We start from the raw sequence: 14,524 nt of genomic DNA on the forward strand, positions 1-14,524 counted from the left end.
AATAATTTTAGAATGTGCTTTTTATTTAACAATTCATTTTTGATTTTAAAATTTCCAGTTTTCCCATATTGCATTGCATAAAATGATTAAATTTGCCTTAATTGATACTATATGGTTATGAACAAAAAAAGCGTTGCCGTAGTAATGGGAGGCTATTCTGATGAATATGTTGTTTCCTTAAAAAGCGGACAGTTGATTTATGATTCTTTAGACAGAAATCTATATGATGTATATAAAGTAGTCATTCTAAAAGATGAATGGTACTTTTTGGGAGAAAATGATAAAAAATACGACATCAATAAAGGAGATTTTTCTGTAATTTTAGATAATGGTGAAAAATTAAAATTTGATGTCTGCTTCAATACCATCCATGGAACTCCAGGAGAAAATGGAATTCTACAAGCATATTGGGATGCAATAGGACAGCGATATACGGGATGCGATTTTTATCAGAGTGCTCTTACCTTCAATAAAAAAGACACCCTTGCTGTATTATCAAAATATGGAATTCCTTCAGCCAAAAGTGTATACTTAAGAAAAGGAGAAACTATTAATGTTGATAAAATTATAGAAGAATTAAGTCTTCCGGTTTTTGTGAAACCGAACCAGTCCGGATCATCTTTGGGAATTTCAAAAGTAAAAGAAAAATCAGAATTGATTGCCGCTACAGAAATAGCTTTCAAAGAAGATGATGAAATTCTGATTGAGAGCTTCCTGAACGGAATGGAGGTCTCTGTAGGAGTTATAGACTTTAAAGGAGAAACCATAGTACTGGGAATTACCGAAATTGTACCTACCAATGAGTTTTTTGATTATGAAGCAAAATATGAAGGAGCTTCAGAAGAAATTACTCCAGCAAGAATTGATGCAGAAACCACAAAAAGAGTGGAAGAAATAGCAAAAAGAGCTTACAATTCATTAGGAATGAGCGGATTTTCAAGAAGTGAATATATTCTAATGGATGGAATTCCTTATATGCTTGAAATGAATACCAATCCAGGATTCTCTCCTGCAAGTATTCTTCCACAGCAGGCAAAATATTATGGAATTTCCCTTTTGGATCTTTGCGGAAATGAAGTTGAAAAAGCACTTAATAAATAAATGCAATGATCAGACTTCTTACCATTTCAATATTTATTTCTTCTTTGGCATCAGCTCAAAAAGATTTTACTCCGCTTAAACTGCATTTGCCAAAAAATCAGCTTGAGCCGAAGCATATCAATTTTGCTAATGAAGCAATCTACCTGGATGACCAAAAGTGTTTCAGCTATGTCAAAAAGCAAAATGTGATTATTGATAATGAAACAGTTCCCAATTATTTTGAAATTAGCTCTTTAGACAATAAAGTATTGTTTTCAGGTATAATAAGAAAAAATGCGGACGGGAATTTTGAAAGTAAGATTACATTTCATCCAATTGATAAAATTTATACAAATTCAAAAGTTATAGGAAGAAATGATTTGATTTTAAATCTATCTTCCAATCAGGTTATAAATAACAACTGCAGCCTAAATCTTGAAAACCTAAGGCTGTTCTACGAAAAATCAAACGAAAACAACTAGGATATGAAAATTGCTGTTTTCCCAGGATCTTTTGATCCTATTACCTTGGGACATTACGATATTATAGAAAGAGCGGCACCGCTATTTGATAAGTTAATTATTGCCATTGGGCAGAATTCTCAGAAGAAATATATGTTTCCTCTTGAAAAAAGGATGGAATTTATTCAAAACTCTGTGGCAGAATTCCCCAATGTAGAAGTAGATTCATTTGAAGGATTAACAGTAGATTACTGTTTTGAAAAAAATGCCCAGTACATTCTAAGAGGTTTAAGAAATCCTGCTGATTTTGAATTTGAAAAAGCAATCGCTCATACCAACAGGACATTAGCTCACAAAAAACTGGAAACCGTATTTTTATTAACTTCATCAGGTAAATCTTTTATCAGCAGTAGCATTGTAAGAGAAATCATCACCCACGGAGGAGAATACGAACTGATGGTTCCCGATTCCGTGAGAGTGAAGAGATAAAACATAGGTAACTGGCAATGAGTAATAAGTAATTTTGATAGTATGGATTTTAAAAACTTTTCTATTGCTATCATTAGAACACTTTCTTCACTACCCTATTCTGATGACCTTTCAATAATAAGGAAACAGATCATCCGGTCAGCTACTTTTGTAGCAGCAAATTACAGAGCTGTTTCAAGAGCAAGATCTGAAAAAGAAAAATTTGCTAAAATATGTATTATTGTTGAAGAAATTGATCAAACTCAGCTTTGGCTTAAGATCATTGAAGAATTAGAATATGTAAATCCTGAAAAAATTCTATATTTAAAAACAGAATGTGAAGAATTAGTAAAAGTCATGACCAAATATAAGTTCAAACTATCACAAATTTAAATGGCATAATTTTTATTACTCATTGCTCATTACTTATTATTCATCACTTATAACTATATGCACGAACAGTTCAATTTCGCCATAGAAGTACTTGGAACCATTGCCTTTTCCATGTCAGGAAGTTTTGCAGCGATGCAAAAACGGCTTGATCCGTTTGGGGTACTTATTATTGCCTTTGTTACTTCTGTAGGTGGAGGAACGGTGAGGGATCTCCTGCTGGACATTCCTGTATTCTGGATGCATGATCTTCTCATGTGTGCATTGATCCTCATTACCAGCATATTTTCAATGGTCTTCAAATCTCTTGAAAAGAATTTTAAAGTAACCCTGTTTATCTTTGATAGTTTCGGATTGGGGTTATTTACCATTATTGGGATTCAAAAAGGGCTAAACGTAGGGATTCATCCTTTGATCTGTATCGGACTGGGAACCATTACCGGCTGTTTTGGTGGGATTATCCGGGATATATTACTGAACAGAATTCCGTTGATTTTCAGAAAAGAGATCTATGCTACCGCCTGTATTGTAGGTGGGGCAGCATTTTTACTGATGACAAAATACACTCCACTATCCTATACTTTTATACAGATCTTTACTATTTTACTGATCGTTGCCATCAGAACCTTTGCCGTAAAATATCACTGGCAGATGCCTAAGTTTTATGGCTATGACCATAATTCGGAAATGTAATTTTCTATAGGGTTCTGTTCACTACAAAAATCGGAAACATAACTTTTACGACGATGGTCGCCGGGACAAATTCAAAAAACGGGATCCTTTACTCTTTGTAAAAGAAAATATTTATCCTACAAATCCTTTTTCCGGTAAGAAACTTGACCTCCGCTATAAGTACAAAAAAAAGTCCTGAAAAAATCAGGACCTTGTCTATAATGTATAAGAGAAAATCAATTAGTAGAACTTCCCTCTTTGTCTCATATTAGGATTATGCATATGCTTTTGCATCGTAGGCATTTTCAACTGATCTTTCATCATTTTGATCTGATCTGTCATCATTCCTGCCGTATCTAATCTTTTTGCTTCTTCCAACAATTTCTGACCTTCCTGCTTTCTTCCTTTAGAGATAGCCGATGCAGCAAGATTTAAAGTAGCCATAGCTCTGTCATGCTTCATATTTAAACCGTACTCCAATGCTTTTTTCATCAAAGGTTCTACTTTGGTAGGATGATCCTGAGCTTGCGTTAATCCCAGTAAATAGTGGAAATATCCATATTGGGTTTTGTGAAGCTGTGACTGATAGTTGGTAATCTTAGTCAGCCATTCTGCAGCTTTTTCCATATTCTGCTTTCTCAGTTGCCAGAAAGCCAAAAGGATATATTCATTTTTAAAGAAAAGAAGGATCGGAAATGCTGCAAGAAGAAAAACAACAATCCCCCAGCCCAGATTTCTTGTAAAAAACATCATATAAACTCCCGTAAGGATAAGAAGAGCTGCTATTACAATTTTTATGTATTTATTCATTATTAAATTTTAGAAGTGCAAAGATAATAAATTTAAGGTTTAGAGTTTAAGGTTTACAGTCCAAAAAAGTCAATTATGAATTGTCAATATGCTTAGTCTGTTTATTTTTATGTAAGCTAAAGACATTCACTATTCATTTGCAGAGCAAAAACTGACTATTGATGTTTACACCTTCTCTTCGGTCTTTATTTTTTCAAACGTCTGGAAGCAGAAATCATAAGCGTTTTTCTCATCTTTCTCATGACAGATTTCATTGGTCTTTTTCCAGATCTTCCCATCAATTTTTGGGAAAAATGTATCAGCCTTCAGATCAGCTTTTACTAAGGTTACCTCAAGTTTATCTACCACATCCATCGTCTGCTCATAGATATTGCCACCACCAATAATAAAAACTTCTTCATCTATTTTTTTTGCAAACTTCACCGCTTCTTTAAGGCTGCCTACAATAAGAATTCCTTCTTCAAACCAATCTTTCTTTCTTGAAACAACAATATTGGTACGGTTAGGAAGAGGCTTCCCGATACTTTCATACGTTTTTCTCCCCATAATAATCGGATGCCCCGAAGTAAGATCTTTAAAATGTTTTAAATCTTTGGGAAGATGCCAAAGTAACTGGTTTTCAAAACCAATTTCATTTTTCTCTCCCATTGCCACCACTATTGTTGTCATTCAAATAATTTTCTACAAAATTAGCACATAATTTGTATATTTGATTAGCACAAAAAATTAAAAAAAAATAAACTATGAAAAATAAAGGATGTCTGGGCGCCGGAACAATTGGTATTGCCCTCCTTGTTATTGTTGCAATTCTATTCTTTTGGGGAAAAAGCGGATATAATAACTTCGTGACCAAAGAACAGACTGTGAACACAAAATGGTCTAATATAGAGACCGTATATCAGAAAAGAGCCAATCTTATCCCGAACCTGGAAAGAACAGTTAAGTCTTATTCAAAATTTGAACAGGAAACTTTAACACAAGTGGTTGAGGCACGTTCCAAAGCAACTTCTATCAATGTTGACCCTACGAATATGACAGATGCTGACATTGCTAAATTCCAGGCTGCACAAGGAGAATTATCCGGAGCTTTAAGCCGATTGATGGCCGTTGTGGAGTCTTATCCAAATCTAAAAGCAGACCAGCAGTATATCAACTTCCAAAGAGAATATACCGCTATTGAGAACAGTATCAGAACAGAAACTGTATATTACAATGAGGCTGCGCAGGATTACAATACCTCCATCAAAACTTTCCCCAATAATATTTTGGCGAATTTTACCAACTTTAAAGAAAAACCTTATTTCAAAGCTGAAGCAGGAGCTCAAAAGGCACCTGAGGTATTCAAATAATGAGTAATTTCCTTACAAATCAACAAATCGCTTCCCTTGTGGAAGCGATTCAGTCAGCAGAAGATCATTCTACAGGCGAGATCAGGGTGCATATCGATTCCAATACGGAAGAACGAAATGCAAAAACTGCATTTGAAGTATTCAAAGAGCTTTGTATGGATAAAACAGCGGATAGAAACGCCGTGCTTTTTCATATTAATTTCGAACAAAAATATCTGACCATCATTGGAGATATCGGGATACATGAAAAGGTACAGCAATCTTACTGGGATCATTTGCATGACTATGTGACCTCTGAATTTGCCAAAGGAAATTATCACCAGGCACTAAAAAGTGCCATCCTGGAAACAGGCCTTGAACTCAAAAAATATTTTCCTGTGGAAGGAGAAAACCCAAACCAACTCCCGAATGAAATTACGTTCTCTTAAAATAGTATTTTCATTTTTATTGATCTGCTTGTACAGTTTTGTATCAGCACAATATACTGTTCCTGAAAAGCCGGCAGTGCTATATCCGGTTTTTGATGAAGCCGGACTGCTTTCTCAGCAGGAAAAGGATGAGCTTAATAATAAGCTGATCAAATTTGCAGATTCAACCTCAACGGAAATTGAAGTCGTAATCATCAAGTCTACGAAAGGAGAAGATGTGAACTTTCTGGCCACCATGTTTGGTCAGAAATGGAAGATCGGAAAAAAAGGAGTAGATAATGGAGTTGTTTTCCTGGTTGCTACAGAAGACAGAACAATGTCTATCCAGCAGGGAAGAGCTGTAGAGCAATATCTCACAGCTTCGGTAGCAGGACAGATTCTGGATTATATTGTGACCCCTAATTTCCGGAAAGGACTTTGGTATGAGGGTATCAATCGCGGTACCTCAGCCATTATGGAAGCTGTTCAGGGGAAATTTAAACCTGAAGAAACGACAACCCCGTCCGGTAATGGAAGCGCATTTAAAGTACTCCTCATTGCTTTTGTCATTTTCATCATTATTGCCATTCTTTTTGGCAACAGAGGTGGTGGCCCCGGTAGAGGGAACAACGATGACGATGATGATGTCATTATCACAAGAAGAGGACGCAGAAACTATCCTGGTGGATTCTTCCCATTCCCTGGAAGTTTTGGAGGCGGAGGCTTCGGTGGTGGAAGTTCCGGCGGTGGAGGCGGCGGCTTTGGAGGCTTCGGCGGTGGCGGAAGTTTTGGAGGCGGCGGCGCATCAGGCGGATGGTAACCCTTTAACACAGAAACAATACATAGAAACAGATCAGGCCAGTATGGCCTGATTTTTTTATTTAAAAACTCAAAATACTATTGTTTTTTTGCTTTTTCTCAACAGTAAATTACCTTTTCCATATTAAAAAATTAATAAATCAAACCAAAACCCACCTTTTATCCATTATTTTTTTACTATATTTACTGAAAACAGGATTATGAAGAAGACGCTGGTAGTATTTGCTCACCCCTATCTGGAGCACTCTAATTCGAATGTAGAGCTCATCAATTTCTACGTTCGCCACCAGCATTATACCTTACGAGATCTTTATGAAGAATATCCCGATTTTCATATCGCCGCCTTCAGAGAGAGAAAACGTCTTGCCAATTATGACCGCTTTGTCTTCCAGTTTCCACTGATATGGTTTGGAATGCCTCCATTATTAAGATTGTGGATCGATGAAGTTTTCGATAGAGATTGGCTTCAGCCGGGAAAAAATAATCCTTTAGAAAATAAAGAAGTTTATATCCTGATCACTACCGGAGGAAAGGAAAGATCTTTCAGCAAAACAGGAACGTATGAATACACCGTTGATGAACTGATCAGCGGACTGATCGTTTCTTTAAAGGTTTTCAAAGCAGATATCAAACATATTAAGATTGTTTACGAAGCCAATAAGCTTTCAAAAAAAGAAATCATTTTACATAAAAAAGAATTTACAGAACTTCTCAACCAATAGAATATGGAATCCAGTTTAGCAATGAACACATTACTTTTCCTAGGTGTAGCTATTATCATGGTTCCACTGGCCCGAAAATTCGGCCTAAGTTCTGTGATCGGTTATATTTTAGGGGGGATCATCATTGGTCCTTATGTTCTCAGGCTTACAGGAAATAATGTAAATGATATTATGCACGCCAGTGAGTTTGGGGTGATCATGCTTTTATTTCTGGTAGGACTTGAGCTGGAACCGCGAAAATTTTGGGATATGCGTAAGAAAATCATGGGCCTGGGTCTCACACAAATGGTCCTTACGATTTCTTTACTTTTTGTGATATTCATCAGTGTGGGTTGGAGAGTAGATAAGGCCGTGGCCGTGGCCATGTGTTTTGCTCTTTCTTCTACAGCAATTGTACTGCAGACTTTACAGGAAAAAAACAGTTTTAAAACGACAGCAGGAGAAGCTTCATTCTCTACGTTGCTATTTCAGGATATTTCGGTAATTCCTATTCTGGCAATACTTCCCATCATTGCCAACTACAAAGCGAAACATCATGATAATGAAATTCAGATTCTGATTCAAAAACTTCCGGAGTGGCTTCAGGCCGGAACAGTAATTATAGGAGTAGCTCTGTTGATTTTATTAGGAAGATATGTATTTGTTCCTTTTTTACGCTATGTTTCAAAATCAGGAATGACAGAACTCTTAACTGCCTCTTCCCTATTTTTAGTGATTGGTGTTTCTGAGCTAATGATCGTTATTGGTCTTTCTCCCGCATTGGGTGCCTTTCTTGCAGGAGTAATGCTGGCCAACAGTGAATTCCGTCATGAGCTTGAAGCGCAGATCAATCCTTTTAAAGGTCTTTTATTGGCTGTATTTTTTGTGAGCGTAGGCTCTACCATCAATTTTAATATTATCCAGCAGGATCCTTTATTTATATTTAGTACCGTTTTTGCAGTGGTAACGGTAAAATTTATTGTCTTATACGCTATCGGGAAGTTTTTCAGGATAGATACTCCACAAAGCCTTTTCTATGCATTTGCGCTTTCCCAGGTGGGAGAATTTGCCTTTGTCCTGATCAATTATGCTTCGGACCTTTATCTGTTGAGCCCTGAACTGAATGCACAATTAATGGCTGTTACAGCAATTACCATGTGCATCACTCCTATCCTTCTTATTGTAAATGATAAGTTTATTACCCCAAAATTCATTAAAGAAATTCCTGAGGAGGAACATGATTTCAATATTCTGGACAGTGATGTGAGTCAAAAGAAAATTATTATTGTAGGTTTCGGACATTTTGGAAGTACCGTAGGACGTCTTTTAAAGGCAAACAAAATGTCAGCAACAGTTCTGGACAGAGATTCAGACCGTGTAAAGCTGCTGAGAAGCTATGGTTTTAAAGTATATTACGGTGATGCTACCAGAATCCCAATTTTAAGGGCAGCAGGTATTGAAGACGCCGAAATTCTGATCTTATGTCTGGATGATCCCGATGACAATAAATTCATTGCCGAACTTGTCCGTGAACATTATCCGGGGGTGAAGATTTTTGTAAGAGCAAAAAACAGAATTGATGCTTATAATTACCTGAATAACGGAATCAATCATATTTATCGGGAAACATTAGGTACCGCGGTAGATATGGCTGTAGATGTACTTCATGAAGCAGGGATGAGAAAATATGCCGCCAGACGTCTTGGCCAAAGATTTATGGCTATTGATAAGGCTTCTATCAGAAAACTGGCAAGGGCAAAGGATGATGACGATATAGCATTATTTACGACAAAAGAAATCCTCCAGCGAGAGGAGGAATTATTAGCTTATGATAATCTTAATTTTGATAATAAAAATTGGGAAGGATCCTCATCTGCTGATGAAGAAGATGAGGAAGAATCCCAGGATTAATTTATTGAATATTTACACTTCCCCCACTACTTTCTTCTTTAGTAACATTTTTAAGTTCTCCTTTTTTAGTAATATCTACACTTCCACCTGATGAAGCGCTTGCTTTTACACTCGTAACAGCACTAATCTGAACGCTTGCCCCACTTGAAGCCTCAGCCTCTACATTATCTGCAATAACGCTTCTTGCCGATATGCTGCTTCCTGAAGAAGAATTGATATCCGCATGTTTAGCCTTACCTGAAATTTCAATACTCGATCCTGATGAAGATTCTATATCAAGGTTGACAGCCCAGATTTTTCCACTGAAATTACTGCTGCTACCTGCTGTAATCTCAAAATCATTAGCTTCCAGATCCCCGGAAACACTTCCTGCACTGGATATCTCAATATCTATTTTTTCCTGAGTAAATTTATCCTTTACCGTTATTTTTGCGGCTGATCCTGCAATCAGTTTTGTAAAGTCTTTGGTATAAATTTTTGCAGTCACCTTATTGATATTCATCACTCTGATCCCCGGCTTATAATGAATATGAAGCTTTCCTCCTTCATTGTCCACAAGAATCTCATTAATGATACTTTGAGGAGCCGAAATAACAACTTTCTCTGTTTCAGATTTTATTACCTCAGCATCAATCGCCTGAGAAACCTGAATTTCATCAAAATCACCATTAAATTCCTTTTGCTGTACCGGTCCGCTATCTTTATTGATCACCTTATCTACCCAATCACCTTTTTCTCTGTTTTTTTTCTCATGTCTTTCATTACATGAGGCCAATACCACTAAGGCAGAAAAAATAAAAAGAGTCCTTTTTTTCATGTTTATTTATTTTATAGATTATTACTTTGATCGTATTATTTAACGACAACTAAATTATGAAAAATATTACATCTTCTTCAAAAATCCTGTTATTGCTCATCACTAAACGATGAATGACTAAGTTTATTTTACCAATTATTTAATCTTATTTTATTTAAAAAGGCTGTTAAACTCTTCAATAAAAACACAAAATATCAGACACTTGAGTGGTTTTTACGTCACATGCATAGAGCATACATCAGTACACGGTTTTTTTCGAAAATCTTTGATTTTCTTCTTGTGTCAACTTTGTATATAACATCATTTTAAAATAATTAAAGTATTTAGAATAAAAGCTTTTCTGACATTTATGGATAAAATATATCCAAGATTCCTGTGAGGTAAAAAGTGAAGTCAGCTTTGAAAATATCTATACCGTCTTTTCACTAAATACATTTGGGTAAAATACTTTCTATGATGCAAGTTTTTAATATCTTTATACTTTAATAACAACTATTTTATGAAGAATATTTCATCGGTATTATTAATTTCTGCTTTGGCGTTTAATCAATCTTGTACCACAATGAAACCAACTGATACTCAGCAGGAACTTCCTGCACCGGATCCCTCTTTATCTTCCAATCCTTTCATGAAGAAAAGTAAACTTCAATATGAAGCTCCGGAATTTGATAAAATTAAAAATGAACATTTTAAACCTGCTTTTGATTTTGGGTTAAAACAGCATGAAGCTGAAATTGTAAAAATTGCAAATAATCCAGCTGCTGCTACTTTCGAAAATACTATTGTAGCATTGGAAAAAAGTGGTGAAGTCCTGAGAAGGGCACAAATTGTTTTTTCAAATCTTACCAGTGCCAATACCAATCCTACACTACAAGCCCTGGATGAGGAATATGCTCCTATCTTTGCTGCGCATTCAGACAAAATGTACCTGAATGAAAATCTTTATAAAAGAATAAAATCCATCAAAGAAGAGGGTCTGGATTCTGAAAGTAAAAGACTTGTACAATATTATAAACAAAATTTTGAGATTGCAGGGGCTAACCTTTCTGCAGCGGATAAAGAGAAATTAAAACAATTCAATCAGGAGCTGGCTTCTCTTTCCACTCAATATGCCAATAAATTGCTGGAAGCAAGAAAGCAAGGGGGGGTCTTCTTTTCTGACGCAAAAGAACTGGATGGACTTTCTGCTGATGAAATTGCTGCTGCAGCAGCCGATGCCAAAACTGCAGGCCAGCCCGGAAAATACCTTTTAGCTTTACAGAATACTACACAGCAGCCTCTTCTACAAAATTTAAAAAACAGAGCTACCAGAGAAAAACTGTTTAAGGCTTCATGGACAAGAGCAGAAAAGGGTGATGCTAACGATACCAGAGAAACCATTGAAAAACTGGCTAAACTCAGACTTAAAAAAGCTCAGATTTTAGGTAAAAAGAATTACGCTGAATGGAAACTTCAGGATCAGATGGCAAAAACTCCGGAAGCAGCTACCAAACTGATGAATCAGGTGGCCACTCCTGCCGTGGAAACAGCCAGACAGGAAGCCAAGGATATCCAGGATCTTATCGATCAGCAGAAAGGTGGTTTCAAAGTAGAACCATGGGACTGGACTTTCTATGCAGAACAGGTAAGAAAAGCGAAATTTGATCTTGATGAAAGTGAAATAAAGCCTTATTTTGAAATCACAACAGTTCTGGAAAAGGGAGTTTTCTTTGCTGCTGAAAAATTCTATGGACTGACATTTAAAAAGAGAACTGACCTTCCTGTTTATCATCCTGATGTAGTTACTTATGAAGTTTTTGATCATGATGGAAAATCTATTGCGATCTACTATCTGGATTTCTATACAAGAGATTCTAAAAATGGAGGGGCATGGATGAGCAACTTTGTAGAGCAGTCTTATCTGATGGGAACAAAACCAGTGATTGTAAACTGCTATAATTATCAGAAACCAGCTCCTGGAAAACCATCATTAATTAGCTATGATGATGTTTCCACTATTTTCCATGAATTTGGTCACTCTATCCACGGGATGTTTGCAAGTCAGAAATACCCTTCTCTTTCAGGAACCAATGTACCGAGAGATTTTGTAGAGTTCCCTTCACAAATTAACGAACACTGGGCATTAGATCCGGTTGTCTTAAAAAATTATGCCGTTCATTTTGAAACAAAACAACCTATTCCACAGACTTTGGTAGAAAAGATTAAAAAAGCGTCTACCTTCAACCAGGGGTATATGACCACAGAATTGGTTTCTGCCGCAGCGTTGGATATGGACTGGCATTCTGTAACCAATGACAGCCAGCTGATCCCTGTTTTGGATTTTGAAAAACAGTCCTTAACTAATCATGGCTTTACGTTATCAACCGTTCCTCCAAGATACCATACTCCTTATTTCGCTCACATTTGGGGCGGTGGCTACTCAGCAGGATATTATGCTTATTTATGGTCTGAAACATTAGATAACGATGCATGGGAATGGATTAAAAATAATGGCGGATTAACCAGAGAAAACGGTGACCGCTTCAGAAAATATATTCTTTCTGTAGGAAATTCTGTAGATCTTAACCAGGCATTCAGAGATTTCACAGGACATGATCCGGATATCAAACCTTTATTAAGAAACAGAGGGTTTATTAAATAAAACAATCAGACGTATTCTTTAGGAATGCGTCTTTTTTTATGTTTTGCCCAATCACTTATTTATTCATCTTTTTTAACGGACTAAGCCTGTTTCTATTGATATTTATTATTTTTGTGGTTCAAATTTAAAACCAGATATATGGATTGTCCCTGTTGCTCAGGAAAAACCTATGAAGAATGCTGTAAGCCCTATCATACCGGAGAAAAACATGCTCCCACTGCAGAAGCATTGATGCGTTCCCGATTTTCGGCATTCGCTATTCCGAATGGTGAATATCTAATGGAAACCACTCTTCCCGGAAAAAGGAAATACCACAATACCCGCGATCTTCAGGAGTGGGGAGAAATCAACCAATGGACCCGACTGGAAATTATCCGGACACCCGCTTTAAATCAGGTAGAATTTAAAGCCTACTATACCGATGAGGATGGACATCCACAAATTCACCATGAATTTTCCATCTTCCAAAAAATGCATGAACGTTGGTATTATGTTTCTGGTGAATTTTTAAACTCATGATATGAAAAAGAATATTATATACACTCTGCTATTTCTGCTTTGCAGCTTTAGCTTTTCCAATGCCCAGACTGCTGATGACAAAAAACAGATTACTTTAGCTGTTACGGATATTTTAAATGGTTTTCAGACTAAAAACGGAGACCTTATGAACCAATATATCAATCCCACTTATGGAGTTGGTGTTCTTTTTAAAAGCAGTGGTGATCTGGGATTTGTTTTAAATGAAGATGTAAATTTCAGTATGCCATTAGGGTACATTCAAAAGGCATGGAACATTAAAAATCAATTTCCGCTTCAGTTTGAAGCGGCACCTGCCTATGATTCGGGAAATAAAAAATGGAAAAAAGAAGGCTTATCTGTTCAGTTCAACTCTAACGCGGTCAATGACTATGCAGACAAATTCCTGGAACAGTATTCTATAAAAGATCAGAAAATTTTTAAAATTAATACTGATCCTAAAAATGTAGTTTGTGTAACACTTGCTGAAAATACTAAAGAAAAGGCTCCTATTAATGGATTGAGATTTTTCATGACCAAAATAGATACCAAGTGGTTCCTGACGCTTATTGACGTTACGGAATATGACGCCGAATAGATGAGACAATAGGTGGAGTAATTAATACGCAAACCACCCCGTCAAGTCTGAGATTTGCCACCCTTCCGGTGGAGAGGAAATAAGTCAGGCATTTTATTCATTCTTAATCTTATAAAAAAAAATAAACCACAGAATTCAACTGTGGTTTATTTTTTTATCTCGATACCAATTCTTACCCAGACTGTCTTTTTCAAAAACTTCAGGAAAAAACGGATACCGGAATTATCTGCAAAGCATTTTATGATGATCAGATTCATCTTCGGAAGAAAATATAATCACTGACCATATGAGTATGACAAAAAAAATGTCCGAAAAAATCGGACATTTATATTATGTTTTAGTGAGCTTCAGTTCCGTCAATTCCATGAGCATGGCCATGTGACAATTCTTCTTCTGTTGCCGGACGTGTATTTAAAATTTCCACCTGGAAATCTAAAACTTTACCTGCCATTGGGTGGTTAAGGTCAGCCACTACAACTTCCGGTGTTACTTCTACTACAAATGCCTGGAAATTATTTCCCTGATTATCAGATAGAGGTAAAATAGCTCCTACAGGTGGAGTTCCTGATTCCTTAAACATCTCAATAGGTAATTGAGCAATAGCATCCGGTTGTTTTTCACCATAAGCATCTTCAGGCTGGATTGTAAAAGCAGCTTTATCACCAGCTTTCAAACCAAGGATATTTTCTTCAAATTTTGGAATCATCATTCCCACACCATACAAAAATGTAAGTGGATTTTCTGGTGCTGTTTCTTCTACAAGAATCTTACTTCCATCCTCTTCGATCGTGTGAAGTATGTAACTTACAGCTACAACATGGTTGTTTTCAATTGTCATATTTTTCCTTTTTTTCGTGTATCTTATTCACGATTAATAATACAAA

Annotated in this window: 17 protein-coding genes; 13 read left to right on the forward strand and 4 right to left on the reverse strand. The window is 36.3% G+C overall.

Annotation, left to right across the window (positions count from 1 at the left end; all coding sequences use genetic code 11):
• Positions 1-117 precede the first annotated feature (117 nt).
• Genes JML65_RS19410 through JML65_RS19430 form a run of 5 tightly spaced genes read left to right on the forward strand, consistent with a single transcriptional unit; the run spans position 118 to position 3,092 of the window.
• Positions 118-1,101 carry a D-alanine--D-alanine ligase gene (locus JML65_RS19410; protein ID WP_047493217.1) on the forward strand — a complete coding sequence of 328 codons (984 nt, stop codon included), beginning with the start codon at positions 118-120 and terminating at the stop codon, positions 1,099-1,101.
• 5 nt (positions 1,102-1,106) lie between these two features.
• Positions 1,107-1,562: a hypothetical protein gene (locus tag JML65_RS19415; RefSeq protein ID WP_047493130.1), complete on the forward strand. Its 456-nt coding sequence runs from the start codon at positions 1,107-1,109 to the stop codon at positions 1,560-1,562.
• Positions 1,563-1,565: 3 nt separating this feature from the next.
• The gene (gene coaD / locus JML65_RS19420) at positions 1,566-2,030 is read left to right on the forward strand and encodes a pantetheine-phosphate adenylyltransferase (protein ID WP_047493126.1); all 465 of its coding nucleotides are present in this window, start codon (positions 1,566-1,568) and stop codon (positions 2,028-2,030) included.
• Positions 2,031-2,072: 42 nt separating this feature from the next.
• Complete coding sequence (locus JML65_RS19425; protein WP_202271780.1) at positions 2,073-2,402, forward strand: four helix bundle protein; 330 nt, start codon at positions 2,073-2,075, stop codon at positions 2,400-2,402.
• 57 nt (positions 2,403-2,459) lie between these two features.
• Entirely contained in the window at positions 2,460-3,092 is a 633-nt protein-coding gene (locus JML65_RS19430; RefSeq protein WP_047493124.1) for a trimeric intracellular cation channel family protein, read from the forward strand.
• 219 nt (positions 3,093-3,311) lie between these two features.
• On the opposite strand, the gene JML65_RS19435 is transcribed toward JML65_RS19430, so the two are convergent.
• Both JML65_RS19435 and JML65_RS19440 read right to left on the reverse strand, forming a co-directional pair.
• Positions 3,312-3,881 carry a tetratricopeptide repeat protein gene (locus tag JML65_RS19435; protein WP_047493121.1) on the reverse strand — a complete coding sequence of 190 codons (570 nt, stop codon included), beginning with the start codon at positions 3,879-3,881 and terminating at the stop codon, positions 3,312-3,314.
• A gap of 165 nt (positions 3,882-4,046) precedes the next feature.
• On the reverse strand, positions 4,047-4,550 hold the full coding sequence (locus JML65_RS19440; RefSeq protein WP_202271781.1) for a dihydrofolate reductase: 504 nt from the start codon (positions 4,548-4,550) through the stop codon (positions 4,047-4,049).
• A gap of 74 nt (positions 4,551-4,624) precedes the next feature.
• Between JML65_RS19440 and JML65_RS19445 the strand changes: the two genes are divergently transcribed.
• The 5 genes from JML65_RS19445 to JML65_RS19465 all read left to right on the forward strand — a co-directional run bounded on the left by JML65_RS19445 (position 4,625) and on the right by JML65_RS19465 (position 9,068).
• Positions 4,625-5,230 carry a LemA family protein gene (locus JML65_RS19445; RefSeq protein ID WP_047493113.1) on the forward strand — a complete coding sequence of 202 codons (606 nt, stop codon included), beginning with the start codon at positions 4,625-4,627 and terminating at the stop codon, positions 5,228-5,230.
• Positions 5,230-5,658 carry a TPM domain-containing protein gene (locus tag JML65_RS19450; protein ID WP_202271782.1) on the forward strand — a complete coding sequence of 143 codons (429 nt, stop codon included), beginning with the start codon at positions 5,230-5,232 and terminating at the stop codon, positions 5,656-5,658. Before JML65_RS19445 ends, JML65_RS19450 begins: the two co-directional genes overlap by 1 nt.
• A complete protein-coding gene (locus JML65_RS19455; RefSeq protein ID WP_202271783.1) occupies positions 5,639-6,457 on the forward strand; it encodes a TPM domain-containing protein in 819 nt (272 codons plus the stop codon). Before JML65_RS19450 ends, JML65_RS19455 begins: the two co-directional genes overlap by 20 nt.
• Positions 6,458-6,656: 199 nt before the next feature.
• A complete protein-coding gene (locus tag JML65_RS19460; protein WP_047493104.1) occupies positions 6,657-7,178 on the forward strand; it encodes an NAD(P)H-dependent oxidoreductase in 522 nt (173 codons plus the stop codon).
• A gap of 3 nt (positions 7,179-7,181) precedes the next feature.
• The gene (locus JML65_RS19465) at positions 7,182-9,068 is read left to right on the forward strand and encodes a monovalent cation:proton antiporter-2 (CPA2) family protein (protein ID WP_084086835.1); all 1,887 of its coding nucleotides are present in this window, start codon (positions 7,182-7,184) and stop codon (positions 9,066-9,068) included.
• Position 9,069: 1 nt separating this feature from the next.
• Here the strand turns inward: JML65_RS19465 and JML65_RS19470 are convergent, their stop codons facing one another.
• Positions 9,070-9,885, reverse strand: coding sequence for a GIN domain-containing protein (locus JML65_RS19470; RefSeq protein WP_202271784.1), 816 nt, complete (start codon positions 9,883-9,885; stop codon positions 9,070-9,072).
• Positions 9,886-10,384: 499 nt separating this feature from the next.
• On the opposite strand from JML65_RS19470, the gene JML65_RS19475 reads away from it, so the two are divergent.
• The 3 genes from JML65_RS19475 (at position 10,385) to JML65_RS19485 (ending at position 13,640) form a co-directional block, all read left to right on the forward strand.
• Positions 10,385-12,526: a M3 family metallopeptidase gene (locus tag JML65_RS19475; RefSeq protein WP_202271785.1), complete on the forward strand. Its 2,142-nt coding sequence runs from the start codon at positions 10,385-10,387 to the stop codon at positions 12,524-12,526.
• Positions 12,527-12,664: 138 nt separating this feature from the next.
• Positions 12,665-13,045: a YchJ family protein gene (locus JML65_RS19480; protein WP_202271786.1), complete on the forward strand. Its 381-nt coding sequence runs from the start codon at positions 12,665-12,667 to the stop codon at positions 13,043-13,045.
• Between the two features lies 1 nt (position 13,046).
• Positions 13,047-13,640 carry a hypothetical protein gene (locus tag JML65_RS19485; protein ID WP_202271787.1) on the forward strand — a complete coding sequence of 198 codons (594 nt, stop codon included), beginning with the start codon at positions 13,047-13,049 and terminating at the stop codon, positions 13,638-13,640.
• A 337-nt stretch (positions 13,641-13,977) separates the two neighbouring features.
• Here JML65_RS19485 and JML65_RS19495 read toward each other — a convergent pair whose 3' ends face one another.
• Entirely contained in the window at positions 13,978-14,478 is a 501-nt protein-coding gene (locus tag JML65_RS19495; protein WP_047493088.1) for a peptidylprolyl isomerase, read from the reverse strand.
• Positions 14,479-14,524 lie beyond the last annotated feature (46 nt).

This window comes from Chryseobacterium sp. KMC2, from assembly GCF_016756935.1.
Classification (GTDB): Bacteria; Bacteroidota; Bacteroidia; order Flavobacteriales; family Weeksellaceae; genus Chryseobacterium; species Chryseobacterium rhizosphaerae.